The organism is Arthrobacter sp. AG367, from assembly GCF_007828995.1.
GTDB lineage: Bacteria > Actinomycetota > Actinomycetes > Actinomycetales > Micrococcaceae > Arthrobacter.
The window spans coordinates 207238-231297 of sequence record NZ_VIVE01000006.1; the positions used below are offsets into that span (position 1 = coordinate 207238).

Sequence of the window (24060 nt, forward strand, 5' to 3'; positions counted from 1 at the left end):
TCTTTCCCCTCCCAGCAGTCGTAAACCGAAAGTTGAGTTCCATGCCTTCCATCACGTCCATCAAGACCCAGGACGTACGTTTCCCCACATCCCTCGAACTTGACGGTTCCGATGCGGTCAACGTCGACCCTGACTACTCCGCCGCCTACGTTGTCATCCGCACCGACGCGGGCGATGAGGGCCACGGCTTCATCTTCAGTTGCGGCCGCGGCAATGAAATCCTCACGTCCGCGATTGACGCCTACGCACGCCTGCTGGTGGGCCGCGACATCGACGAGCTGATTTATGACCTGGGCGGCGCGTCCAGGCTCCTGGTCCACGACTCCCAGCTCCGCTGGCTGGGACCCGAGAAGGGCGTGACCCAGATGGCCTGCGGCGCCCTGGTCAGCGCTTTGTGGGACATCCGTGCCCGCCGTGAAAACAAGCCGTTGTGGCTCCTCCTTGCCGAAATGACACCGGAGGAACTGGTCAGCGTGGTGGACTTCACCCACATCCGTGACGCCCTCAGCCCCGAGGAAGCCCTGGAGATCCTCCGCGCCGGCCAGGAAGGCAAAGCCCAGCGCATCGAGTCGCTCCGGAACAACGGGTTCCCCGCCTACACCACCTCCCCGGGCTGGCTGGGCTACAGCGACGAGAAACTGGTCCGGCTGAGCAAGGAGGCGGCCGCGGAAGGCTTCTCCATGATCAAGCTCAAGGTGGGCGGCGACATCAACGACGACCGCAGGCGCATGGCCCTGGCCCGTGAGGCGGTGGGCGCCCTGCCCATCGCCATTGACGCCAACCAGCGCTGGGAAGTCTCCGAGGCCATCGAGTGGGTCAACCAGCTGGCCGAATTCAACCCCTACTGGATCGAAGAGCCCACCAGCACGGATGACATCCTGGGCCACGCCGACATCCGCAAGGGTGTCACCCCCGTTCGGGTGGCCACCGGAGAGGCCGTGGCGAGCCGGATCGTCTTCAAGCAGCTCCTCCAGGCCGGCGCCATCGACGTCCTGCAGCTGGACTCCACCCGTGTGGCCGGTGTCAACGAGAACATCGCCATCCTGCTGCTGGCAGCCAAGTTCGGGGTCCCCGTCTGCCCGCACGCCGGGGGAGTGGGCCTGTGCGAACTGGTCCAGCACTTCTCCTTCTTCGACTACGCCGCGGTGGGCCGCAGCCAGGAAAACCGCATGATCGAATTCGTGGACCACCTGCACGAGCACTTTGCCGAACCCGTCCGGATCATCGACGGCCGCTATGCCGCCCCGGCACTGCCCGGCACGGGCGCCGAGATGCTCACCGCCTCCCGCGCCCGCTGGGAATTTCCCAACGGCGCAGGCTGGCAGGAAGTGGGCAACCGGGCCGCCGTCACCGGCGGATCCCTGGCCGCGGCGGCAGGAGCCGGCCGATGACCGCGGCTCCCCACGCAACGGCCGTCCTCGCCGGACCCACCACCGCAGGGGAGCTCGACGCCGCCGTCGGCGCCGCCCACCGTGCCTTCGAGCAGGCCCGTTTGGCGGACCCGCACCGGCGCGCCGGCTGGCTTGAAGCCATTGCCGCCGGCCTGGAGCAGGACGCTGCGGGACTTGTGCAGACCGCCGTGGCCGAAACACACCTGGGGACGGCCAGGCTGGAAGGGGAACTGAAGCGCACCGTGTTCCAGCTGCGGCTCTTCGCGGCGGAAATCCGCCTCGGGGAGCACTTCGACGCCACCATCGACCACGCCGACCCCAACTGGTCCATGGGCCCGCGCCCGGACCTTCGGCGCTACAACGTCCCGCTCGGCGTCGTGGGCGTCTTCGGCGCCTCCAACTTCCCCTTTGCGTTCAGCGTGATGGGCGGGGACAGCGCGTCGGCCCTGGCGGCCGGCTGCGCCGTCGTCCACAAAGCCCACGACGCCCACGCCGGGCTTGCGGCCCGGACCGCGCGGACCGTGATCGATGCGCTGGAAGGTGCAGGTGCGCCGTCGGGCCTGTTCTCCATGGTGACCGGGCGGCAGGCAGGCGAGGCGCTGGTGGACCACCCCCAGGTGAAAGCCATCGGTTTCACCGGCTCCACCGCGGGCGGCCGCGCCCTGCTCGACCGCATCGCTGCCCGCCCGGAGCCCATTCCGTTCTTCGGTGAACTGGGCGGCATCAACGCCGTCTTCGTCACGGGCAGGGCCTGGGCCGCGCGGCGGGCGGACATCCTCGCCGGCTATGCTGCCTCGTTCACCCTGGGCATGGGCCAGTTCTGCACCAAGCCCGGGCTGCTGTTCGTCCCCGCGGGGCAGGCCGATGACGTTCGCCGCGAACTGGCGCAGGCCCTGGCAGGTTTCACGCCCGCCCGGCTGCTCAGCCCCCGCCTGCACGACGGGTACAGCGATGCCGTCAGCCGGCTCCGGGACACCGACGGCGTGGACATCCTGGTGGAAGGCGACTTTGCCGAGGAGCCGGCCCCCACCGTCCTGCTCACCACTGCCGACGAGGTCCGGAAGAATCCGGAACTGCTCCGCCAGGAGATGTTCGGGCCGGCCAGCCTGGTGGTCGCGTACGACGACGAATCCGGGTTGCCGGCCCTGGCCGGGCTGCTGGAAGGGCAGCTGACCACCACGCTCCAGGCGGAAGCGGACGACGACGTCGCCGCGCTCGCTGCCCGGCTGGCGGACACCAGCGGCCGGGTCCTGTGGAATGGCTGGCCCACGGGAGTTACCGTCAGCTACGCCCAGCACCACGGAGGGCCATACCCCGCCACCACCTCGGCCACCACGTCGGTGGGCACGGCGGCGGTCCGCCGGTTCCTGCGGCCGGTGGCATACCAGGACTTTCCCGCGGACCGGCTGCCCGAACCCCTGCAGGACAGCAATCCCTGGCAGGTTCCGCAAAGGGTGGATGGCGTCTGGCAGCGCCCATCCGGCGCCGCAGCCGGGGTTGTGGCCACCCAGGAGGACAAGCAATGAACGCCACAGGCCCGGAAGACGTCCACGCCATACTCCCCGAGGACGCGGACCAGGCCCTGCTGATCGGGCGGGTCTGGGATGTGGAGAGCGGGGGACCACGCGTTGTGGCCGTCAGCGGGGGCAGCGTCTTTGACCTGCACCGCCTGGCCGGAACGGTCGCGGATCTCCTGGAGCTGCCCGATCCCGCTGCCGCCGTCCGCTCAGCCCTGGCAGATCCCGGCCTGGCGGAACCGCGTTGGGACACGGCCGGCGTCGTCAAGGCGTCCCTGGAGGGTGACAGCACCCGGACCCGGTTGCTGGCCCCCGTGGACCTCCAGGTCATCAAGGCCTGCGGCGTCACGTTCGTGGACAGCATGATCGAGCGCGTCATCGAGGAGCGCTGCGCCGGCGACGCCGGACGCGCGGCCGGGGTCCGGGAACTGGTGGGCCGCGCCCTGGGTGGAAGCATTTCCGCCCTGCGGCCGGGATCGCCGGAAGCCGCCGAAGCCAAACGCGTCCTGATCTCCGAAGGCCTGTGGTCGCAGTACCTGGAAGTGGGGATCGGTCCGGACCCGGAAGTCTTCACCAAGGCCCCGGTCCTCTCCTCGGTAGGCCTGGGCGCGGGCATCGGCATCCCGGCCTTCTCGTCCTGGAACAACCCGGAGCCGGAGCTGGTCCTGATCGCCACCTCCGGCGGCACAGTGGTGGGTGCGACGCTCGGCAACGACGTGAACCTGCGTGATGTTGAGGGCAGGAGCGCGCTGCTGCTGGGCAAGGCCAAGGACAACAACGCCTCCAGCGCGCTGGGACCGCTGATCCGGCTGTTCGACGGCCAATTCACCCTGGATACGCTGCGCGGCGAGGAGATCCTGCTGCGCGTCGAAGGCCCGGACGGCTACCTGCTGGAGGGCCGGAACAGCGTGTCCCGGATCAGCCGGCCCTTCGAGGAGCTCGTGGCGGCGACGCACGGGAAGCACCATCAGTACCCGGACGGATTCGCACTGTTCACGGGGACCCTGTTTGCGCCCACACAGGACCGCGACGTGCCCGGACAGGGCTTCACCCACAAACACGGTGACCGGGTGACCATCCGCAGCCGGCACCTGGGTGCCCTGATCAACCGGGTGGGGCCCTGTGAGGAACTGCCGGAGTGGTCATTCGGCCTGCGCCGGCTGTTCGCATACCTGGCCGCGCAGCAGCAGGAGGCGCGGGCCTAGCTGTGGTGCAACAACGTACGACGCCGGCACTTTGGTGAGTGCCGACGTCGTACGTTGTTCATGGGGTGCTTTGGTGCCTGCGGTGCTTAGCTGTTGTCCGGCTTGGCCAGGCTCTCCTGATCCTCTTCCTTGGCAGGCTCGTCGGAGAGGCCCTGCGGGGTGAGGTCCAGGTCCTCCCGGTTCTCGGGCGCCTCCGGCGCTTCCCCGGTTTCTGCGGCCTTGAGGTTGCCCGTGTCGTCCAGGGCCGGATTGGCGCCCTCCACTCCCGTGGGATCACCCTTGCCGCCGGATCCCGTTCCGGCGTTGAGCGGGGCGGTGCTGCTGGATCCCGTGTTGGTGGGGTCGTTCTCGTCGATCGAATTGGGCTCGTTCGTCATGGAATTGTCCTCTCGGCGTGGTCCAGCCTTGTCCGCCGACCATAGTCACAGCGGGGCCTGATCCGCAAGGAAGGGCCCGACCCGATGTTCCCCTCGGCTAACATCGCTGGCATGCCCGGTACAGCCATCACCTCTGCCTTCATCCCTGTCCGCAACCCACACGCCGCGGCCGACTGGTACCGCCGGTTTCTTGGACTCAGCGTCGCGGAGGCGAACACCTTTTCAGCAGTCCTCACCGCTGCGGGAACCGCATCCGTCACGCTGATGGGCCCGGACAGCGGCATCAAGGCCGCCCCCGGTCTGGCGTGGGCAACCTGCAATTTCATGGTGGACGACCTGACTGGAACGCATGCCGTGCTGGCGGAAAGCGGTGTTCCGGTCAGTGCCATCGAGGGGTCTCCGGAGGTATGCCTCTTCTTCACGGCGCAGGACCCGGACGGCAACACGCTGCTGCTCACCGACCGATAGCGGCTCAACCTATAGTGGGGGTTGAACTGCAGACGCCAGGCTGAGGAGGCCCCGCATGCTCGTGCTCGTCATCAACTCCGGTTCGTCCTCCCTGAAGTACCAGGTCCGTGACGTGGCCGCCGGAACGGTCCTCACCGAGGGGCTGATCGAGAAGATCGGCATGGGCAACGGCGGCGGCGGGGACGGCGAGATCGAGGGCCCGCGGGACCACGCGGAGGCGCTGGAGCAGGTGGACGCGGCCATCCACCGGGAACTGGGCGGCCTTGAGCTCGGTGCGGTGGGGCACCGGGTGGTCCACGGCGGCGAGCGGTTCACCGAACCCGTCCTGGTGGACAACGAGATCACCCGCGCCATCGAACGCCTCAACCCGCTGGCGCCGCTGCACAACCCCGCCAACGTGCTGGGCATCCGCGCCATCACCAAAAAGTGGCCCAAAATGCCGCAGGTGGCCGTGTTCGACACCGCCTTCCACCGCACCCTGCCCGAGCACGCGTGGCGCTACGCCGTCCCGGACGAGCTGTACACCAACCACGGCATCCGCCGCTACGGCTTCCATGGAACCTCCCATGAGTACGTGGCGCGCCGGTCGGCCGCCCTGCTGGACCTTCCCGCTGAGGAGTTCGACGGCGTCATCGCGCACCTGGGCAACGGTGCCTCCGTGACCGCCATCCGCGGCGGGAAGTCGGTGGACACCTCCATGGGCTTCACCCCGCTGGAGGGCCTGGTCATGGGCACCCGCTCCGGCGACCTTGACCCTTCCATCCTGGTGTTCCTTGGCCGCGCCGGCTGGACGCCCGAGGACATCGACACCATGCTCAACCGGGAATCGGGGCTGAAGGGCCTGGCCGGCAACAACGACATGCGCTCGGTAGTGGAAGCCTCCGAGTCCGGGAACGAAAAAGCCACGATGGCGCTCGCGGTGGCATCCTACCGGCTGGCCAAATACATCGGCGGCTACCATGTGGCAGTCGGTGGGGCCAAGGCTCTGGTGTTCACCGCGGGGATCGGCGAGAACTCCTCCCAGTTCCGGGCGCAGGTGGCGGACCGGCTGGGCGCCCTGGGCATCGAGCTCGACGGCGGCCTGAACTCCCAGCGGTCCAAGGAACCGCGCGTCATTTCCACGCCCTCGTCCGCGATTCCCGTCCTGGTGGTCCCCACGGATGAGGAACGCGCCATCGCAGAGGCAACAGCCGCCGTCGTCTCCGCCGGCCGATAAGCCCCATGCCTGACATTTCCCTGCCGATCCGCACCGAACGGCTGGTACTCCGCCGTTTTGACGGCGGTGACCTTGAGGCCTTCCACGCCTACCACTCGTTGCCGGAGACCGCCCGGTTCCTGCCCGGCCCGGCCAAGAGCTACACCCAGTCGATGGAGCGGGTGGGCCGGTACGCCAACTTTGCCTTCGAGAAGGAGGGCGACTGGGTGGCCCTCGCCATCGAGGCAGCGAATGAGCCCGGGCTGCAGGGGGAGGTGGTGCTCAAATGGCTGCCGGGACTCGGCCAGGGCGAAGTCGGGTGGACACTGGCGCCCGGAGCACGCGGTAAGGGTTACGGCACGGAGGCCGCCCGGGCCATGCTCCAGCTGGGCTTCGGGGAACTGGGCATGCACCGGATTGAAGCCCGGCTGGATGAACTCAATGTGGCGTCGGCGTCAGTGTGCGGCCGGCTGGGCATGCGGCTGGAGGCGCGGCACATCGACAAGTGGCATTACAAGGGCCAGTGGGCCACTGAGCTCATCTATGCCATCCTGGCCGATGAATGGCGCATCGGTTCCGGCGGTGAGCTTTAGGCCCTGCCCTTGAGGATCAGGTTCCAGTAGATCTTCGGGAACAGGTCCCGGTCCACAACCCATGAGAACTTGCTTTCGTTCCAGGTGGGCACCCGCGGAAGGGTGGGCATGGGGCGGTAACGGTCATCGAACTCGGCGAACACCACCGTGTCCCGTGACACCGTGAACGGGCACACCGAGTAGCCGTTGTACTTCGCCGGCAGCCGCTTGCCTTTCCGGGCTGCCACCAGGTTCTTGGCCACCACTTTGGTCTGCTTGCGCAGCGCCCCGCCGGATTTGGAGTTAGTGGTGCCTGCGGCATCGCCCAGGGACCACACATTGGGGTAGCGGAGGTGCCGAAGGGTCTGCCGGTCCACCTCCACGAAGCCGCCCGTGTCACCGGCGGCCGGCAGGTCCGTGGCCTTGAGCCAGTCCGGGGCCGACTGCGGCGGGACGGCGTTGAGGACGTCGTAGTGCAGGTCCTCCACGGTACCGGCGGCAAGATCCCGGATGGTGGCTGTCTGGCCTGCAGCATCCACGCCAACCAATTCGCTGTTGGTCCGCAGTTCGATGCCGTACTCCGCAATCTTGCGGTCCAGTTCGCGGTCCACCTCCGGAACCCCGAACACGGTGGGGTAAGGCTGGACCATCACCACGCGGATCCGGTCCAGGAGGCCCTGTTCCCGCCAGTAGTCGCAGGCCAGGTACATGGGTTTCTGGGCAGCGCCGCCGCACTTGATGGGGCCCGCCGGCATGGTGAAAACGGCGGTGCCGGACGTCATGCTGCGGAGCAGCGTCCAGGCCTTGGACGCCAGTTCGAACTCGTAGTGGGAGGCGCCGGAGGGCGAGTGCACGGCCTCGGCCAGGCCCGGTACCGCGTCCCAGTCGTACTGCAGCCCGGGGCACACCACCAGCTGCCCGTAGGCCACGGTGGAACCGGACGCCAGGGTGACCGTGTTGGCGGCGGCGTCAATGCCCGCGGCGGCGTCATGGATCCACGTCACGCCCTGGGGCGTCACGGATTCCTGCGAGCGGATGGCTTCCTGCGCCTGGGCGCGGCCTCCTGCGATATGCGAAAAGAGCGGCTGGTAGAGGTGATGGTCCTTGGGCTCGATCACAGCCACGTCCTTGACCCCGTACCGCTGCAGCCGGGCCGCCAGGGAGATGCCGGCGTTTCCGCCGCCGATGATGACTACCTCGTGCTGGGCAGCCACGGCGCTACTTCTTCTCGGTCAGCGCGGATGCCTTGTGCGCCGCCCGCGCACCCGTCTTGTCCGACTCCACCACATACTGAGGTTCGTCCTCACTGGCGCGGTGCGTGTTGCCGTCGAGTTCAAAGTCGCTGGTCTTTTTTTCGACGATTTTCCCGTGCGTCTTGCCCTGCGAAGTGTTCCACTCCACGTGCGTTCCCTTGCTCAATGACATGCCTGCTCCTCTGGGATCCCTGCGGAAAACAAGTGCCCCCCAATAGTAAGCATGGTTAGCTTATGGGCGCATTGACAGGGAAGCGGAGCCGGTCCAAGCTGGCGCTGCGCCTACCTGCCAACCGAACCGCGTCGGCACCAGGTGCTGGTCCAGGAGGATCCGATGCCAGTTGTAGAAGAATCCGTTGTCATCGCCCGGCCGCCGCAGGAAGTCTTCGAATTCCTGTCGAAGTTCGACAACATCGCCGTCTACGATTCCTCGGTCACCACCTCTGAGCAGGTGGGGACCGGTCCGGTCGCGGAGGGAACCCGGGGGAGGGGAACAAGCAAAGTGATGGGACGGCGGTTCGACTGGACCGTCGAAGTGGTGGAGTTCGATCCGCCCAGGCGGATGGTGTCCCGCTCCGTTGAAGGAAAGCTGAACTTCACGGTGACGTTCACATTGGAACCGGCTGATGGCGGCACCCGCGTCACCCAGCGGATCGATGCCGAGTCCGGCCTGGGCGGCATCTTCGGCAAGATCGCAGATCCTCTCGTGGAGCGCGCCCAGGGACGGACCGTCCGCGCCAACCTTGAAACACTCGCCGAATGGCTGGTGGAGCACCCGCAAACCTGAGCCCTGCCTGCTGCCCCGAGGGCGAAGGAAAGCGTACGACGGCGGGACGCGCCCGCCGTCGTACGTTTCAGTCCTGCTTCAGGCCGGCTCCGGGCAGCAGTTCTGTTGCGCCCAGGGAATCGGCGATGAAGGCGTAGTCCCAGGCCCTCTCGCGCCACTGCACGTACCGTCCGGACGCGCCGCCGTGGCCACCGTCCATCTCGATCTTCATCACGATAGGTTCGGACCCCGTGGTCTTGTTCCGCAGTTCCTGCACCCACTTGGCCGGCTCCACGTACAGGACCCGGGTGTCGTTGAAGGACGTCACCGCGGCGATCTTGGGGTAGGCCACCGCCCGCACGTTTTCGTAGGGGGAGTAGGACTTCATGTAGGCGTAGGCCAGCGGGTCCGTGATGGGATTGCCCCACTCCTCCCACTCCAGCGCGGACAACGGCAGGTCCGGATCCAGGATGCTGGTGAGCGGGTCCACGAACGGCACCTGCGCCACGATGGCCGCGTACTTCTCCGGTGCCATGTTGGCCACGGCACCCATCAGGAGTCCGCCGGCCGAACCGCCCAGGGCGGCGATGCGGGAGGGATCCACCCAGCCCGAGTCCGCCAGCCAGTCGGTGGCGTCCACGAAGTCGGTGAAGGTGTTCTTCTTGGTGAGCTTCTTGCCGTCCTCGTACCAGTGCCGGCCCAGCTCGCCGCCGCCGCGGATGTGGGCGATCACGAACACCACACCGCGGTCCAGCAGGGACAGCCGTGCTACTCCGAAGCCGGGGTCCATGCTCATCTCGTAGGAGCCGTACCCGTACACCAGGCCGGCCGCCGTCGAATCCTGTTTGACGGCCTTGTGCCGCAGGACCGACAGCGGGATGCGCGTGCCGTCACCTGCGGTGGCCCATTCCCGGGTGGCCACGTAATCGCTTCCGTCATAGCCACCCAGCACGGGGCTCTCCTTGCGGAGCAGCAGTTCGCCGGTGGGCTGCTCCGGGGTGGGCAGGACGAAGTCGTAAATGCGGGACGGCGTGAAGTAGGACGTGTAGCCCAGCCGGATCACGGGTGCCTCGTAGTCCGAACCGCCCACCCCCGCCGTGTACAGCTCCTCGTCGAACGCCGGCTCCACCGGCGCCTGCTGCGCAGGCGTGCCCAGCCCGGCCAGCCCCATCACCTGGACGCGCTCGATGGTGTCCTTGCGGATGGACACGACCAGGTGCGTGGCGGTGACACCGGCGCCGTTGACGCGGACGTCGCCGGAATGTTCCACGACGGTCTGCCAGGTCTGTTCTGCCAGCGGCTTGTGGAGTTCTTCCGCGTCAGCCAGGGAGACCATGGAGTTGATGGCGCCGTGGTTGTGCGTGAGCAGGATTTTCTCGGTTTTCCCGTCGGGGCCGTCGAGCAGGAAGGGCTCGGCCTCATACAGGATGCGTTCATCCCGCGAGATCACCGTGCTGACGGTCCCGGTGGGGTCGTCGAAACGGAGCAGCCGGGTTTCGCTGTACTCCGAGCATCCAATGCCCAGCACCAGGTAGCGCCGGTCCGCCGAGAGCTCGAAGCCCAGCCACATGGCGGGGTCGTCCTCCTGGTACACCACAACGTCGTCGGCCACGGGTGTGCCCAGGACGTGCGCCTTCACCTGATACGGGCGCCAGGACTCGTCCACCACTGTGTAGAAGATGCGGGTGCCGTCCGGGGAGAACGCCACGCCGTAGAAGATGTTTTCGATGGAATCCGGCAGCAGTTCACCGGTGCGGAGGTCCTTGATCCGGAGGGTGAAGCGTTCGTCTCCGGAGTTGTCCACTGCGTAGGCATAGAGGGTGCCGTCAACCGTGACGGCGGTGCCGCCTATGGAGAAGAACGGCTTGCCTTCGGCTTCCACGTTGCCGTCCATCAGGATTTCCTCGCCGGGGATCTGCAGGCCGGGTTCCACGGCGGGCGGAGTCCAGTCCGCCACTTTGTCTCCGGTGTCCTGCGCCTTGACCCGGCAGTGGATGCCGTATTCCTTGCCCTCCGCGGAGCGGCTGAAGTACCACCAGCCGTCCTTGCGGTGTGGAACGGAGAGGTCTGTTTCCTGGGTGCGGCCCTTGATCTCCTGGAAGATGGCCTCGCGGAGCGGCTCCTGGTGCGCGGTGACGGCTTCCTGGTACGCGTTTTCGGCCCGCAGGTGCTCCACGACCTCCGGCGATTCCTTGTCCCGCAGCCACTCGTAGTTGTCCACGAACGTCTCCCCGTGGTGGGTGCGTTCGGTGGGGATCTTCTTGGCAACCGGGGGCGCCGGGGTGGCAGTGCCGGTGGAATCCTGCAGGGAGGTGGAGGTCATGGATTCAATATATAGACCAGCCCGGACAAGTCGGCAGGCCGTTCGCTACCGGGGGAGAAGGGACGCCCCGAATGGGGCGAAAGACTCTGGGATCCTGCCCGCGGTTCCCGGCACCCTGAAAGGGTCCCGCAGGGAAAAGGAGAAACCATGACCCCCGAATCCGGACCGGCTCCCCGCGCCAAAGCATGGCTGGCGGTGACCCGCTGCATGGGAACGTCGTGCGTGATGCTGGTCCGCAGGCAGGTGCATCTTCCAAAGGAAAACGTGGGCCGGGTGCTGCGCTTCGCTGACGGCAGCACCTCGCGGGTCTACCGGGAGACCGCCGTCGACCGGCAGCCCGGCGAGCCCTGCATCCTGGTGGTGGCCTTCACGCTGCGCCTGGTCCGGGGCCGGGCGCACCGGCTATTCGAGGCGGAAAGCCTGCTGAACACCCCGCTCTTCGTCGGGTTCCCGGGCTTTGTTTCCAAGCTGTGGTGCGCCCACGACACCTTCGGCGCTTACCGCGGCCTGTACGAATGGGACGGTGCCGAGCGGGCGCGAAGTTATGCTGCGGCCCTCTGGCGCGTCCTGGAACTGGTGAGCGTCCCCGGGTCCATCAGCTACAAAGTGGTTCCCGGGCTGCGCCGCGACGAGGTGCTCGCAAACCCCGCCCGGATGCAGGAAGCAGCCACCCAGGACCACGCCTGGTGGCGGCTTCTCGGCCAGGCATGACGGCCGGGCGGGTATGGCAGGCAGGCAACGCACGACGGCGGACACCGACCTTCTGGTGGTAGGCGCCGGTCCCGCCGGGCTCACCACGGCCCTCCAGGCGCACGCCCACGGAGCCACGGTCCGGGTGGTGGACCGGCGCGAACACCGTGTCAGGCCGTCCCGGGCGATGATGCTGCATGCACGGGCACTGGAGGGCCTTCGCCCGCTGGGCGTGACCGACGCGTTGCTGGACCGGGCCGACACCACGCCCCTGGCACGCATACACTTCGGCCGGCGCGTGGTCGAAGCCCGGTTGGGCCACGCGGACCTCCCGGATACCGCCTTTCCGCACCTGACCCTGGTCCGGCAGGCCGACGTCGAGGACGTGCTCTGGCAGGCACTGCAGGCCAGGGGCGTGCCGGTGGACTGGGGCGTGGAGTTCTGCGGACTGGGACCGGAGGGCACCCTGGATACCGGCGGTGGCCCGGGGCCTGGCCTGGTGCATGCGGAGCTTCGCGATGCCGGGGGCGGAGCCGGCGGCCACGCTTCCCGGTTCCTGGCCGGATGCGACGGGCAGTCCAGCACGGTCCGCGGCTTCACCGGCGCGCAGTGGCGGGGTGCCCCGTACCGGGTGGAGGCGGTCCTGGCGGACCTGGAGCTTGATGGCACCCTGGACCCTGGCCTGCTGCACGTGGCCGTCGGGACCGGGGGACTGGCCTTCCTCTTCGCGCTGGGCGAGGGCGCCACCTGGCGGATGCTGGCCACCCGGCCGGCGCTGCCGCAATCCACCGCCGGCTTCGGACAGCTGGGTCCGCCCGTTCCGCCGGATGAAGTGGCCCGCCTGCTCCGGGAGTCGGGACTGGGTGCTGCCGTCCGGGACGTGCGCTGGTCGGCCCAGGTCCCGCTTCAACACCGCCTGGCCAGCACGTTCGAAAACACTCCGCTCTTCCTCGCCGGCGACGCCGCGCACGCCCACTCGCCTGCGGGCGGGCAGGGCATGAACAACGGCATCCTGGACGCCCTCAACCTCGGGTGGAAGCTCGGTTTCGCCTCGACGGCAGGCAGGCCGCTCCCGGAACTGCTGGCAACCTATGGGCACGAGCGGCGGCTCGCGGCCCGGCGCGTGCTGGCGCTGACGCACGTCATCTTCTTCGGCGAAGCCTCGCTGCACCCGGCGGCCCGCCTGGCCCGGAGCCTCCTGCCCGCGTTCGCTCCGGTCCTGCCGGTGCTGCTCCGCCGGCAGTGGCTCACCTCCCAGGGCATCAGGCTGTTGTCCCAGCCATTCGTTCGCTACCGGAACAGTGCCATCTCCCTGGACGGCACGCCGCGCGCCGCCGGGTGGCCGAGGCCCGGCGAGCGGCTGCCGGATGCGCCCGTGACGGTCGGCGGGCGGGCGGCCTGCCTACACGAACTGACCGCCGTGCCCGGCGTCCACCTTTTGCTGGAACGCGACGCCGGCCCTGGTGCCTTTGGCGGTAGCCCCACCTTGCGGTCACGGACGGGACCCGGTCCCCTGCTCCATGTCCACCGCCTCGACAGCCACCCGGGCCGGGGCGTTGTGGCGGTCCGCCCGGACGGATACGTCGGTTTCCGCTGTGGGGAGGCAGGCTCCGCCCAGCTGCGCGGCTGGCTGCGGCTGGTCGGCGCCGTCCCGGACCAATCAGCGCTGTACTAAACGGCGCCGGACTGGAGGGTAGTTGCCGGCGGGCCGCAGGCGTATTCTGTTCAGTTCAAGGCACATCCGCCCAGCGTGAGAGGGGAAGTTCCATGACCATCCCGCCAGTGCACGAACCCGAGCCGTTTCCGCCCGAACCCGGTCCGGAGCCCACATCGCCGGATCCCACCCAGCCGCGCCCGCCCGGCCCGCCGTCTCCCAATCCGTTCCCCGCGCCGGCGCCCCCAGGCCCGCTGCCCGTCCCGGATCCAGGGCCCGCACCGCTGCGTCCGGACCCCACCAGGGACTGACCGGAGAAGACAGAACCTAGTCCGGAAGGGGCCTCTTGCACAGCAGGAGCTGTGCAAGAGGCCCCTTCCGTGTGCCCGGGTAAAAGGCCGAAATCCGAAGCCTGCAGGACCGAAAAATTCTTCAGGAATCGGCACCCAAACCTCTTGCGGACCTGCTTCCACGGTGCTAAAAAATCTATGTCAGCGAATATAGATCGACTGACGTGGATGTTGGATCAACTCTCACGAGGAGGGAAGCCATGTTGATGCGAACCGATCCGTTCCGCGAGCTGGACAGGCTAACCCAGCAAGTCCTCGGAACCACTGCACGTCCGGCGGCGATGCCGATGGATGCATGGCGCGAGGACCAGGAATTCGTCGTGGCCTTTGATTTGCCGGGTGTCACGGCGGACTCGGTGGACGTGGATGTCGAACGGAACGTCCTGACGGTGCGGGCGGAGCGTCCCGATCCCGCTGGCAAGGATACCGAGCTGATTGCCGCTGAGCGGCCGCGCGGCGTCTTCAGCCGCCAGCTGATTCTTGGCGACACCTTGGACACAGAGAAGGTGAAGGCCAGCTATGACGCCGGTGTCCTGACGCTGCGGATCCCGGTCGCCGAAAAGGCCAAGCCGCGCAAGATCGAAATCGAAACGAAGGGGGAAAAGCAGGAAATCGCTGCCTAGACCTTAAGGACCGGGAGGCGGCCATATCTGTTGACTGCCTTTTTGGGGCGAATCGCCATTCTGTGCACGCCACAGCGCCAAACAGCGCAACGGCAGCGTAGGCCCTGACCTCCCGACACGGCGGCCCCCGGCTTTGGCCGGGGGCCGTCCGCATGTCCGGGCGGTCCACGTCAAGGGTCAGGTGCCCAGTTCCAGCATCAGCGCCGGCAGTTCGTCGGCAAGTTCACGGGCCAGGAACCCCAGCGGGCCCAGCCTGCTGGCCAGCCTGTCTGCCGCGGCTGCGTGCAGGTGGGTACCCCAACAGGCTGCCTGCGCGCTGCTGGTTCCCCGGGCACGAACCCCGGAAATGGCCCCGGCCAGCACGTCCCCGCTGCCGGAGGTGCCCAGTCCGCCGTACCCCGTGGTGATCTTCCACAGGTCCGGCTCGTCGGGGTTCAGCCCTGGCGGCTGGGTGATCAGCCCCTGGCAGCTGACTACGGCGTCGAACCGTTCGGAGATTTCGGCCAGGTCCTTCTCGAGGTCATCCGTGTCCCGCCCCAGCAGGATGCCGGCCTCCGTGGGATTCGGTGTGAGGATGAGGCGGCCGCGCCACGGGTCCAGCTGGTCCTCCAGGTGTACCAGCGCGGCCAGCGCGTAGGCATCGAGGACGACGGCGGCGCCTTGCCTGCTGCCGGCGCCACCACCGGGGTTGCCGCCACCGCCGTGGCCGCCGCCGGCCTCGCGCTTAAGCAACGCCTCCAGCAGTTCACCGGCAAGGTCGGGGTCGTCCAGGCCGGGCCCCACCAGGAGGGCATCCGCCTGGTCCACGTAGGAGTGGATGCTGTCCAGTTCCGGTTTGACCGAGCCGCCGGCAGTCTCCGGCAGGCCGATGGAACCGCACTCGGGCAGCGCGACCCCCAGCTGGACGGCCACCGACCCGGCAACGGCCAGGGTCAGCTTTCCGGCGCCCGCGCGCAGCGCTGCGGTGCCGGCCAGCAGGGCGGCGCCGGGGGTGGCCCGGGCACCGCCCACCACCAGCACTGAGCCACGGGAATACTTGTCCGCGCCCGGTGCCGGCAGCGGCCAGTCCCGCAGGAGCGACGGCGTCACCAGGGTGGCGCCGGAGGATTCACCGCGGCCGGACACTGGTGTCTCCGGCATGCTCGGTGACGGTGACGCCCTGCTCGGCCAGGTGGTCGGCAACGTTGAAGCTCTCCAGCGTCCACGGCCCAACGCCGGAGGGGCGGACGAACCGGGTCACCGAAGCGTTGAGGATGGCCTCCGTGGCTGCCAGGTCCAGCAGTTCCTTCTCGCTCAGCCCCTCCAGCACGTACCGGAACAGCATGATCACGGCGTCGTGGCACACCAGCATCACCCGCTGGCCGGTGCCCAGGCCGTTCAGCTCTGCCAGGACGGACCGCAGCCGCAGCGCCACGTCCGCCCAGGATTCCCCTCCCGGCGGCCGGTAATACAGTTTTCCCAGCCAGTCCCTGCGTTCGGATTCCTCGGGGTAGCGGCTCTCCACGCCCAGCCGCGTGAGCCGGTCCAGGATGCCGAGTTCGCGGTCGCGGAGCCGCTCGTCCGTGCGCACCTGCAGCGGCCAGCCGGCTGTTTCCACCGCAATCTCAGCGGTCTGGCGGGCACGGGCATAGGGGGAGGACACCACGGCGTCAGGGCGGAACTCCCCGGCGGTCCGGCCCAGGGCGATACCCAGCGCCTTGGCCTGTTCCCTCCCGGTTGCCGACAGGTCCACGTCCGCATCGCGGGCCGGAACCTCGATGACTTCCACTCCGGCCGCACGGGCCTCGGTGGCCGCCACGTTGCCTTCGCTCTCGCCGTGCCGGATCAGGAGCAGCTCCACGGCCCCGGCCTGCTGGACGGCCTCCGTCAGGCCGTCGTCTTTTGCTGATTCACCCTTCAAGAAACCACCCCGTCCTCGCCGTGCCCGAATGCCGTGCCGATTTGCAGGAACACTACCAACGGCGTACCCAGGGGGCGGCGGAAAATAACGGCCGCCGTCGGCGCAGCAACAGTGCCGCGGGGGACCTGAAGCTACGGCTCCGGCGTCAGGACCTTGGAGAACACCGTGGCTCCGTTGGCGTTGCGAAGGCTCACGGTGAAGCTGTTGTCCGCATCCAACTGGACGTGCCCGAAGAACTGGTTTTCGCCGCCGCGCGGGGACTCCCCGGCAAAGCGCCCTGCCTTCGAGAACACCACCTCGGGCCCGAACGTGCCGTCCATCGTGTTGGGGCCGAATGATCCCGCGGCGATGGGCCCGGCCACGAACTCCCAGAACGGATCGAAGCCGGTGAAGGCTGCCCGTTCGGGGGAGTAGTGGTGGGCGGCGCAGTAGTGCACATCGGCGGTGAGCCACACCGTGTTCTTCACGCCGTTGCGCTTGAAGGCGCTCAACACCGCGGCAATTTCCAGCTCACGGCCCAACGGGGCGCCGGCGTCGAGGTTGGACAGGCTCTCCTGGTTGACCGGGCCGTCCGGCACCACGATGCCCAGCGGCAGGTCCGCGGCGATCACCTTCCAGGTCGCCTTTGACTTCGAAACTTCGCGGATCAGCCAGTCCACCTGCTCCTGGCCCAGGATGGAGGTGGCGTAAGGCTCCTTGCCGTCCGTGTTGGGCGATTTGAAGGTGCGCATGTCCAGGCAGAAGACGTCCAGCTGCGGTCCGCGGCTGATTTTCCGGTAGATCCGGGCGGGCTGGTACTGGCCGGCGTCGTCGAACGTTCCCGGGCGCCAGACGGCCGAGCTGTCCGCGACGGGCATGTTTTCCTGCCATGCCTGCCGGCCGCGGGCAGCCAGGGTGTTGACGTCCCGCACCGTGTAGCGGGAGTCATCGATGATCTGGCCGGGGTACCAGTTGTTGTGGGTCTCGTGGTCGTCCCACTGGGCGATCACGGGGACGTCAGCGAACATGGCCCGCATGTTGGCGTCCATGGAGTTGTACCGGTGCCGGCCGCGGAACTCGGTGAGCGTTTCGGCCACCTTGGAGACCTCCTCTGTCACCAGGTTCCGCCACACCTGGCCGTCCTTTTCCACCACGCTTTCGGCGATGGGCCCGTCGGCGTAGATGGTGTCGCCGGAGTGGATGAAGAAGTCCGGGCGGGTCTGGTGCATGGCCCGGTAGCCGCGCATCCCGCCGATCTCCTCGTTGATGCCCCACCCCTGGCCAGCGGTGTCGCCGGTCCACACAAAGCTTTGGGCAGACGACGCCGGGACGTCGCCGCCGCTGCTGGTGCCACCGGTGCGGCCCGTGCCGTTGATCGTTCCGGCGTCCGGCGCCGTGCGGAAGCTGCCGCGGACCGTCTCGCCGGCCGCCCCGCCGTCGTCCTCGAAGCTGATGTCCAGTGCGAAGCGGGTGTTGGACGGCAGGTTTCCCGCATGGATCTTGGCGGTGAAATCGGACGCCTGGGTGGCCCGGGGCCCGCGGAGCACCCGCTCAAAGGCGCCGCGCCCGCGCAGGACCTGGCCGCCGTCGTCCACGGCCCGCAGGACTGCCGTCATCCGGCCTGCGCCGGACGCGCGGGACCACAGGACGGCTGAATCGGAGGTGACGTCGCCGGTGGCGATGCCGCTGGGCAGGGTCAGGCGGTTGCGGACCAGCGCAACGCCTGACGGTGTGGTGCCTGCCTGGGCACCGGCCGGGACGGATGCGAGCGCGGCGGCCAGGACCGACCCCTTGACGACGGTGCGGCGTGAAACGGTGGCGCGGGAGTTCTCAGTCATGCCCTCAGGTTCGCTCCGGCGGGCGCACAGACTCTGTCCCGCCGGTGAACCCCGGGTAAGCCGCTGCTGAACAAGGCGTGGCGGCCGCGTCCGGAGCGTATTGCCGCAGTGGCGACGCGCAAATTCCGCTGCGACGCCCAAAGTCATCGGCGCACCCCAAATATTGCCGCGCCGGGGAATATGCGCGTCGCCAGTGACTAAGCGTGTCGCTGGCGTGCCCTAAGGCCTCGCGAAGTCGCCGATCCGGCCCTCCCGAAGTGCCGCCCCCACGGCCGCGATCCCTCCATAGTCGGGAAACAGCACGGACTGCCCGGCAACGAAGCCGGAGCCCGCCGTCGGAAGCGTCATGGTGCCGATGGCGTTAGTATCCAGATTGCGCAGGCTGTAGGCCAGGATCGCTGCCTGGACGGGATCGAAACCCTTGTCCACGGTGAGGCAGCAGGAGGCGAAATCAACCAGCGACCGCACCGCGTTCACGTCGTTCAGGGCACTGCCCCCGGTGAGGCGGGCCAGGATGGCACGGAGCATGATCTGCTGGTCGCGGACCCGTTGGAAATCGCCGTCGGAGAACGCGTAGCGCTCGCGGGAAAATTCCAGGGCGGCCTGTCCGTCCAGGTGGTTCATGCCCTGGGTGAAGACGTGCTGGGTTTCGATCGAGGACTGGAAGGACATCGGCACATTGACGTCGATGCCGCCCAGGCCGTCCACCAGGAGCTTGAACCCGCCAAAGTCGAGCATCAGGGTGTGGTCGATGGTAATTCCCAGCAGCTGCTGCACCGTGGCGGTTTGCAGGTCGATCCCGCCATACTGGAGCGCGGAATTGATCTTGGCGCTGCCGAAGCCCGGGATGTCCACCCAGTTGTCGCGGTTGATGGAGACGAGGTAGAGGTTCCGGCGGTCGGCAGGGACATGGACCACCATCAGGGTGTCCGCCCTCTGGTCTGAGGGTTCACCGGTGGCTGCAGTGTGGGCGGCGGCGTCGCGTGCGGGAGTGTCACGGATGTCGCTGCCGATGACGAGGATGTTCATCGGGGTGGCGGGCAGGTCCGGGATCGGGGCAGGCGGCGGTGGGGGAGCAGGAGCGGGCGGGGGAGTTTCAGAGGGGGTCGGGGTGGGCGTGGGCGTCGGCGTCGGGTTGGGCGACTCGGTTTGGGTGGCTGCAGGCTGTGCTTGCTGGCCGGAGCGGCTCAGGCTGAAGACCGCGACTCCGGCAGCCACCACAAGTGCCAGCACCACCAGGGCGGCGACCCAGCGGCGGCGGCCCAGAGCCGCCAGCCAGGCCGGCCGGTGGGAACCGGAGGAACCCGGCGGCAGGGAACCGGAGTTCCCGGAGTTACCGGGCCCGGATGGATCAGAACCGCCTGGGATGCTCATGACGCCTCCACCTCATTGTGTTTGGTGGGTTCAGTGTGCGTCGGGCACGCCCCGGTTGGCTACAAGGTTATCCAAACTGTCACCTGCGAAGGTTCCATCCGGTTCGGCGTCGAGCTGCTGTAACGCTGTTCCGCTAGGGCGACTGGGGCGCGGTCCCGGGGACCGGGGCGTTGAGGCGGGCATGGCGCAGGATGGAGACAATGGCGGGGGCCAGTTGGTCCTCCATCTCCCGGTACACCTCCGGCGCACGGCGGTACGGGTCCACGATGTCGTTGTCTGCGGAGTCGGCGGGGAGCGAAAGGTGGCGCACCCCGGCGGCCCGTGCCGGCAAGCCGCGCCACAAGGCGGCGTTGGCAGCCAGCCGGGCGTCGCCGTCGGACGCGTCGCCGCCCGGAAGCGCACCTGGGGAAGATTCGACGGCGGCCCGCTGGGCATCTGTCCCGGAGGCCCGTTGGGCCAGGACATCAAGCATCCGGGCGAACTCGCGGATGGTGAACGTCCGCTTGAGCAGGGAGGCATCAAGCTGCAGGACCTCGCCGCGGTGCCCGGACGTCATGGTGAGCACCAGGTCAACGCCCCGCAGGATCCTGGGCGTGAGCTGCCGTGCCGCGAACCCTTCGGGATCACCGCCAAAGGTCCGCACGATGTCCGCTGAAATGGGCTGCATGGGTTCGCCCACCAGGGCGCGGGTGCCGGCGCTGGACACCTGGAAACCACCCGGCACCACCTGGTCGAGTCCTGCCTGCAGCAGCCGTTCGGCCACCGGCGAGCGGCAGATGTTGCCGGTGCAGACGGTCAGGATTCGTACTGGTGCGGAAGTGTCCAAGGAGATGTCTCTTTTCCCAGCTGCTGGCGGATCCGGTCCGGACCCGTGCCTTTCAACTTAACACGCAACGGCGCGGCGGCGGGCTCCCGAGGTCAGGTGCCGCCGCCGCGCCGCAGGACTGCCCGGCGGCCGGAAGTGCCGGTTACAGGGTGGTCAGCAGCTGCTTCATCTGCGTGATTTCCGCCTGCTGCGCGTCCACGATGTCGTGGCCCAGCTTCACGGCGTCCGGGAATTTGCCGGCGCTGATCTCCTGCTGGGCCATGTCGATGGCGCCCTCATGGTGCCCGATCATCTGCTCGAGGAACAGCCGCGCGGCCTCGGTACCGGTGGCAGACTTCAGCTTCTCGATGCCGTCGTCGTCCACCATGCCGGTCATGCCGTGTCCGGAGTGGTCGCTCATCATGGTGGGCACGTTCCACCCGCTGAGCCAGCCGGTCATCTGCGCGATCTCCGGTGCCTGCGCCGCCTTGATCTTGGTGGCGAGCGCGGTCACCTCTGCGGGCATGTCCGGCTTGGCCAGGATGATGCCGCTCATCTCCACCGCCTGGGCGTGGTGCGGGATCATCATCTGGGCAAACATGATGTCCGCCTGGTTATGGTCGGCGTTGGCGCTGGGCATGGTGCCGGCGCTTGGCATCGTGCTGGACATGGGGTTGGAGCTGCCGTGGTCCATGGGCATGCCGTTGCCGGAGCCGGCATTGGCCGCGCATCCTGCCAGGCCGAGGGAAGCCGCCAGGGCAGCAGCAATGGACAGGGTTTTGATAGTGGGGTTCATGGGTCCTTCAGGGATGTAGTGGAACTGGGCCGGGGTACAGGGCGCAGTCCGGTTTACGTCCGGCTGATGGAGAGGTCGCACGGTGATGGGCTGGGCGGCAGGTACCCGTAGGAAGAGCCTGGGTTGCCGGCCGCCGGCAGCAACGGAAGGACGGCAAGGGTTGCCTGCGGCGGGAGGACCGTCACGGGGCCGCCGGGGACCGACGGCACGCAGGGCGCCCCCGACTCCTGCGCCCCCGGGCAGGAGTTGCCGCAGGTGCCCGGCGCCAGGGCCGGCGGGTCGGTGGAAGCCGGGGCGGCCGCGTGGCCGGGATGGTCCCCAACCGCGGAATGCACGACGGCGGCGGCCCCGGCCGGTGCCGCGGGGGAGTCAGCGCTGTGGGAGGCCATGCTGTGGGAGGCCATGCTGTGCGACGCCGCGCTGTGCGTATCCATGCCCTGGGCAACAGGCCCGTGCGAAGCATGCCCGGCGGTCAGCACGTGCATGCCCAGCAGCCCGGCGATGACGGCCAGGGTGGCGGCCAGCAGCCAGGCTGCGCGGAGGAAGGACGCCACGGCGCGGGTGGTCATGGCTGTCCCTCCTTCCGATCTGTCCATGCTGTTCAACGTACCTCAGACGGGTTCAGTTTCAGGCGCCGGAGCAGCTGGGCGTTCAGGGCCACCACGATGGTGGACGCGGACATCATCACAGCCCCGGCAGCCGGGGACAGAACCACCCCGGCGAACGCCAGGACGCCCGCGGCCAGCGGCACGGACAGGATGTTGTAGCCCGTGGCCCACACCAGGTTCTCCCACATCTTGCGGTAGCTGGCCCGGGACAGGTCCACCATGGACAGCACTGCGCGCGGATCGTTCCCCGCCAGCACCACGCCCGCCGATTCCATGGCGACGTCGGTTCCGGCGCCAATGGCGATGCCCACCTCCGCGCGTGCCAGCGCCGGCGAGTCGTTGACGCCGTCGCCCACCATGGCCACCTTCAGCCCGCGGCCCTGCAGCTCGGCCACCTTCTTGTCCTTGTCCGCGGGCAGGACCTCGGCGAACACTTCGTCAATGCCCAGGTCCGCCGCCACGGCCTGCGCCACCTGGTGCGCATCACCGGTGACCATGGCCACCTTGACGCCCCTCCGCTGCAGGGCGGACACAGCCTGCCGCGACTCCGGCCGCACCGCGTCCTCCAGGCTCACGGCACCCAGGACCGTGCCGCCGTCGACAACGTGGAGCACGGCGGCTCCGCGGTCCATCCACGCCCGGGTGCTTGAGGCCAGGGCCTCGGGTTCGACGACGCCGAGCTCGCGCAGGAGCGCAGGCCCGCCCACGTGCACGGTGCGGCCGTCCACGCTGGCCCGGACGCCCCGGCCCGGCAGGGAGGTGAAACCGGTGGCTTGGGGCAGTGGCAGGCTCCGGGCCCTGGCGGCGCGGACGATGGCCCGCGCCACGGGGTGCTCGCTGTCCGACTCGACGGCGGCGGCGAGGGCCAGCACGGCGTCCGCCCCGACGCCGCCGGCCACGGCAACGTCCTTCAGCTCCGGCTCACCGGTGGTCAGCGTGCCGGTCTTGTCGAACAGGACCACGTCGATGGTGCGCATCCGTTCAAGCGCCATCCGGTTCTTGATCAGCACCCCGGCCCGGGCCGCCTGCTCCGTGGAAATGGCGATCACCAGGGGTATCGCCAGACCCAGGGCGTGCGGGCAGGCGATGACCAGGACGGTGACGGTGCGGGTGACGGCGTCTGGAACGCTTCCCAGCAGTGTCCAGGCGATGAAGGTCAGGACACCGGCGCCGGCGGCGAAGTAGAAGAGGAAGGCCGCTGCGCGGTCTGCCAGTGCCTGGGCACGCGACGACGACGCCTGCGCCTCTTCCACCAGCCTCTGGATCCCGGCCAGGGCGGTCTGGTCGCCCACGGCGGTGACGCGCACCCGGACACTGCTGTCCGTGGCCACGGTTCCGGCCACCACCGGGTCGCCGGCGCCGCGTGCCACGGTTTTGGATTCCCCCGTGATCATGGACTCGTCGAACTCAGCCTGCCCGTCCACCACGGTTCCGTCCGCGGGCATGCGGGCGCCGGGGCGGACCAGGACCAGGTCGCCGGTCTTGAGGTGGGAAACGGGGACGGTTTCCGTGCCGCTGTCCGTAATGCGTTCGGCCTCGTCCGGCAGCAGAGCCGCGAGGGCATCCAGGGCACCCTGCGCCGACCCGAGGGCACGCATCTCGATCCAGTGGCCCAGCAGCATGATGGCCACCAGCAGCGCCAGCTCCCACCAGAAGTCCAGGTCGAAGCCGCCGATGCGCAGGCTGGTGACCCAGGAAGCGGCAAAGGCCACCGTGATGGCCATGCCGATCAGCAGCATCATTCCCGGAGCGCGGTCCTTGAGCTCCTGCAGGCCGCCTTTGAGGAACGGCTGGCCGCCGTACAGGAAGATGACGGTGCCCAGGACCGGCGGGATCCAGGCGGAACCGGGGAACTCGGGCGGCATGTAGCCCAAAAGGTCGCCCATCATGGGGCTGAAATAGACCACCGGAACGGCCAGGACCAGCGTCAGCCAGAACCGGTCCTTGAACATGGCTGTGCTGTGCCCGGCGTGCTGGCCGTGCGTGTGGACGGTATGGTCGTCGTCGCTGCGGCCGCCGTGTTGTCCATGCCCGGCGCCGTGCGACGGCGGCTGGGTCAGGGTTCCGCTGGGTGGCTGGTGATGGTCGTGCGGGCCGCCCTGGTGCTGCATGTCGTGATGGTCCTGCATCATTCCTCCTTCGAGGAAGCCGCTGCCAGGCGATCGGAATTTCCGACGGCGGCAGGGCGCTTTTGTGCCTCAGGCGCGGGCAGGGTGGTGGCCGGTTCCGCGGCGCCGGCAGGGGCGCAGCAGCTGCAGCCGGAGGAAGCGAGGGGGAGCTGGGGGCGGTTCCCGGTGTTCATGTCAGTTCCAATCCGTTGAGGGAATCAAGGGGCGCTGGGGTTGAACGGCTGTGAAGGCCGGTGTGGGCACCAGC

General features: G+C 68.5%; 22 protein-coding genes. 10 read left to right on the plus strand and 12 right to left on the minus strand.

Annotated features, from left to right (window positions below; genetic code table 11):
• The first annotated feature begins 41 nt into the window (after positions 1–41).
• The 3 genes from FB478_RS16085 to FB478_RS16095 are packed head-to-tail and all read left to right on the plus strand — an operon-like array spanning position 42 to position 4113.
• Positions 42–1391: an L-fuconate dehydratase gene (locus FB478_RS16085; protein ID WP_144601106.1), complete on the plus strand. Its 1350-nt coding sequence runs from the start codon at positions 42–44 to the stop codon at positions 1389–1391.
• The gene (locus FB478_RS16090; protein ID WP_018768849.1) at positions 1388–2917 is read left to right on the plus strand and encodes an aldehyde dehydrogenase (NADP(+)); all 1530 of its coding nucleotides are present in this window, start codon (positions 1388–1390) and stop codon (positions 2915–2917) included. The genes FB478_RS16085 and FB478_RS16090 overlap by 4 nt, the downstream gene beginning before the upstream one ends.
• Positions 2914–4113, plus strand: a complete 1200-nt coding sequence (locus FB478_RS16095; protein ID WP_056392711.1) for a fumarylacetoacetate hydrolase family protein — start codon at positions 2914–2916, stop codon at positions 4111–4113. The genes FB478_RS16090 and FB478_RS16095 overlap by 4 nt, the downstream gene beginning before the upstream one ends.
• Before the next feature lie 86 nt (positions 4114–4199).
• Here the strand turns inward: FB478_RS16095 and FB478_RS16100 are convergent, their stop codons facing one another.
• Complete coding sequence (locus tag FB478_RS16100) at positions 4200–4490, minus strand: hypothetical protein (RefSeq protein WP_018768847.1); 291 nt, start codon at positions 4488–4490, stop codon at positions 4200–4202.
• Between the two features lie 111 nt (positions 4491–4601).
• Between FB478_RS16100 and FB478_RS16105 the strand changes: the two genes are divergently transcribed.
• The 3 genes from FB478_RS16105 to FB478_RS16115 are packed head-to-tail and all read left to right on the plus strand — an operon-like array spanning position 4602 to position 6746.
• Positions 4602–4958, plus strand: coding sequence for a VOC family protein (locus FB478_RS16105; protein ID WP_235509835.1), 357 nt, complete (start codon positions 4602–4604; stop codon positions 4956–4958).
• Positions 4959–5013: 55 nt separating this feature from the next.
• A complete protein-coding gene (locus FB478_RS16110; RefSeq protein ID WP_144601107.1) occupies positions 5014–6174 on the plus strand; it encodes an acetate kinase in 1161 nt (386 codons plus the stop codon).
• Between the two features lie 5 nt (positions 6175–6179).
• Entirely contained in the window at positions 6180–6746 is a 567-nt protein-coding gene (locus tag FB478_RS16115) for a GNAT family N-acetyltransferase (RefSeq protein WP_056392717.1), read from the plus strand.
• Here the strand turns inward: FB478_RS16115 and FB478_RS16120 are convergent.
• Together FB478_RS16120 and FB478_RS16125 are read right to left on the minus strand one after the other, a co-directional pair.
• On the minus strand, positions 6743–7939 hold the full coding sequence (locus tag FB478_RS16120) for an NAD(P)/FAD-dependent oxidoreductase (protein ID WP_144601108.1): 1197 nt from the start codon (positions 7937–7939) through the stop codon (positions 6743–6745). The genes FB478_RS16115 and FB478_RS16120 overlap by 4 nt on opposite strands.
• A 4-nt stretch (positions 7940–7943) precedes the next feature.
• On the minus strand, positions 7944–8150 hold the full coding sequence (locus FB478_RS16125; RefSeq protein WP_056392720.1) for a DUF2945 domain-containing protein: 207 nt from the start codon (positions 8148–8150) through the stop codon (positions 7944–7946).
• 162 nt (positions 8151–8312) lie between these two features.
• Between FB478_RS16125 and FB478_RS16130 the strand changes: the two genes are divergently transcribed.
• The gene (locus tag FB478_RS16130) at positions 8313–8765 is read left to right on the plus strand and encodes an SRPBCC family protein (protein WP_144601109.1); all 453 of its coding nucleotides are present in this window, start codon (positions 8313–8315) and stop codon (positions 8763–8765) included.
• 67 nt (positions 8766–8832) lie between these two features.
• On the opposite strand, the gene FB478_RS16135 is transcribed toward FB478_RS16130, so the two are convergent.
• Positions 8833–11067 carry a S9 family peptidase gene (locus FB478_RS16135; RefSeq protein WP_144601110.1) on the minus strand — a complete coding sequence of 745 codons (2235 nt, stop codon included), beginning with the start codon at positions 11065–11067 and terminating at the stop codon, positions 8833–8835.
• Positions 11068–11214: 147 nt separating this feature from the next.
• Between FB478_RS16135 and FB478_RS16140 the strand changes: the two genes are divergently transcribed.
• The 3 genes from FB478_RS16140 to FB478_RS16155 all read left to right on the plus strand — a co-directional run bounded on the left by FB478_RS16140 (position 11215) and on the right by FB478_RS16155 (position 14384).
• The gene (locus FB478_RS16140; protein ID WP_144601111.1) at positions 11215–11778 is read left to right on the plus strand and encodes a hypothetical protein; all 564 of its coding nucleotides are present in this window, start codon (positions 11215–11217) and stop codon (positions 11776–11778) included.
• 13 nt (positions 11779–11791) lie between these two features.
• Positions 11792–13432 carry an FAD-dependent monooxygenase gene (locus FB478_RS16145; protein ID WP_144601112.1) on the plus strand — a complete coding sequence of 547 codons (1641 nt, stop codon included), beginning with the start codon at positions 11792–11794 and terminating at the stop codon, positions 13430–13432.
• Between the two features lie 529 nt (positions 13433–13961).
• Positions 13962–14384, plus strand: a complete 423-nt coding sequence (locus tag FB478_RS16155) for an Hsp20/alpha crystallin family protein (RefSeq protein ID WP_134164084.1) — start codon at positions 13962–13964, stop codon at positions 14382–14384.
• A gap of 177 nt (positions 14385–14561) precedes the next feature.
• Here FB478_RS16155 and FB478_RS16160 read toward each other — a convergent pair whose 3' ends face one another.
• From FB478_RS16160 to FB478_RS16195, 8 genes are all read right to left on the minus strand, one after another.
• Positions 14562–15509: an NAD(P)H-hydrate dehydratase gene (locus FB478_RS16160; RefSeq protein WP_186447822.1), complete on the minus strand. Its 948-nt coding sequence runs from the start codon at positions 15507–15509 to the stop codon at positions 14562–14564.
• Entirely contained in the window at positions 15493–16284 is a 792-nt protein-coding gene (locus FB478_RS16165; RefSeq protein ID WP_018768835.1) for a histidine phosphatase family protein, read from the minus strand. Before FB478_RS16165 ends, FB478_RS16160 begins: the two co-directional genes overlap by 17 nt.
• A 131-nt stretch (positions 16285–16415) precedes the next feature.
• Positions 16416–18101 carry an alkaline phosphatase gene (locus FB478_RS16170; RefSeq protein ID WP_144601113.1) on the minus strand — a complete coding sequence of 562 codons (1686 nt, stop codon included), beginning with the start codon at positions 18099–18101 and terminating at the stop codon, positions 16416–16418.
• A 219-nt stretch (positions 18102–18320) separates the two neighbouring features.
• The gene (locus FB478_RS16175; RefSeq protein WP_134164081.1) at positions 18321–19475 is read right to left on the minus strand and encodes an LCP family protein; all 1155 of its coding nucleotides are present in this window, start codon (positions 19473–19475) and stop codon (positions 18321–18323) included.
• Positions 19476–19608: 133 nt separating this feature from the next.
• Positions 19609–20301, minus strand: coding sequence for a protein-tyrosine-phosphatase (locus FB478_RS16180; protein ID WP_056392737.1), 693 nt, complete (start codon positions 20299–20301; stop codon positions 19609–19611).
• A gap of 142 nt (positions 20302–20443) precedes the next feature.
• On the minus strand, positions 20444–21076 hold the full coding sequence (locus FB478_RS16185) for a DUF305 domain-containing protein (RefSeq protein ID WP_144601114.1): 633 nt from the start codon (positions 21074–21076) through the stop codon (positions 20444–20446).
• Positions 21077–21129: 53 nt separating this feature from the next.
• Complete coding sequence (locus FB478_RS16190) at positions 21130–21645, minus strand: hypothetical protein (RefSeq protein WP_144601115.1); 516 nt, start codon at positions 21643–21645, stop codon at positions 21130–21132.
• 32 nt (positions 21646–21677) lie between these two features.
• Positions 21678–23813: a heavy metal translocating P-type ATPase gene (locus FB478_RS16195; protein WP_144601127.1), complete on the minus strand. Its 2136-nt coding sequence runs from the start codon at positions 23811–23813 to the stop codon at positions 21678–21680.
• Positions 23814–24060: the final 247 nt, after the last annotated feature.

What these genes read in the sequence shown, in the direction of transcription:
- FB478_RS16085 (WP_144601106.1), top strand. Translation starts at nt 42, where the DNA reads ATGCCTTCCATCACGTCCATCAAGACCCAGGACGTACGTTTCCCCACA.
- FB478_RS16090 (WP_018768849.1), top strand. Translation starts at nt 1,388, where the DNA reads ATGACCGCGGCTCCCCACGCAACGGCCGTCCTCGCCGGACCCACCACC.
- FB478_RS16095 (WP_056392711.1), top strand. Translation starts at nt 2,914, where the DNA reads ATGAACGCCACAGGCCCGGAAGACGTCCACGCCATACTCCCCGAGGAC.
- FB478_RS16100 (WP_018768847.1), bottom strand. Translation starts at nt 4,490, where the DNA reads ATGACGAACGAGCCCAATTCGATCGACGAGAACGACCCCACCAACACG.
- FB478_RS16105 (WP_235509835.1), top strand. Translation starts at nt 4,602, where the DNA reads ATGCCCGGTACAGCCATCACCTCTGCCTTCATCCCTGTCCGCAACCCA.
- FB478_RS16110 (WP_144601107.1), top strand. Translation starts at nt 5,014, where the DNA reads ATGCTCGTGCTCGTCATCAACTCCGGTTCGTCCTCCCTGAAGTACCAG.
- FB478_RS16115 (WP_056392717.1), top strand. Translation starts at nt 6,180, where the DNA reads ATGCCTGACATTTCCCTGCCGATCCGCACCGAACGGCTGGTACTCCGC.
- FB478_RS16125 (WP_056392720.1), bottom strand. Translation starts at nt 8,150, where the DNA reads ATGTCATTGAGCAAGGGAACGCACGTGGAGTGGAACACTTCGCAGGGC.
- FB478_RS16130 (WP_144601109.1), top strand. Translation starts at nt 8,313, where the DNA reads ATGCCAGTTGTAGAAGAATCCGTTGTCATCGCCCGGCCGCCGCAGGAA.
- FB478_RS16135 (WP_144601110.1), bottom strand. Translation starts at nt 11,067, where the DNA reads ATGACCTCCACCTCCCTGCAGGATTCCACCGGCACTGCCACCCCGGCG.
- FB478_RS16140 (WP_144601111.1), top strand. Translation starts at nt 11,215, where the DNA reads ATGACCCCCGAATCCGGACCGGCTCCCCGCGCCAAAGCATGGCTGGCG.
- FB478_RS16145 (WP_144601112.1), top strand. Translation starts at nt 11,792, where the DNA reads ATGGCAGGCAGGCAACGCACGACGGCGGACACCGACCTTCTGGTGGTA.
- FB478_RS16155 (WP_134164084.1), top strand. Translation starts at nt 13,962, where the DNA reads ATGTTGATGCGAACCGATCCGTTCCGCGAGCTGGACAGGCTAACCCAG.
- FB478_RS16170 (WP_144601113.1), bottom strand. Translation starts at nt 18,101, where the DNA reads ATGACTGAGAACTCCCGCGCCACCGTTTCACGCCGCACCGTCGTCAAG.
- FB478_RS16175 (WP_134164081.1), bottom strand. Translation starts at nt 19,475, where the DNA reads ATGAGCATCCCAGGCGGTTCTGATCCATCCGGGCCCGGTAACTCCGGG.
- FB478_RS16185 (WP_144601114.1), bottom strand. Translation starts at nt 21,076, where the DNA reads ATGAACCCCACTATCAAAACCCTGTCCATTGCTGCTGCCCTGGCGGCT.
- FB478_RS16190 (WP_144601115.1), bottom strand. Translation starts at nt 21,645, where the DNA reads ATGACCACCCGCGCCGTGGCGTCCTTCCTCCGCGCAGCCTGGCTGCTG.
- FB478_RS16195 (WP_144601127.1), bottom strand. Translation starts at nt 23,813, where the DNA reads ATGCAGGACCATCACGACATGCAGCACCAGGGCGGCCCGCACGACCAT.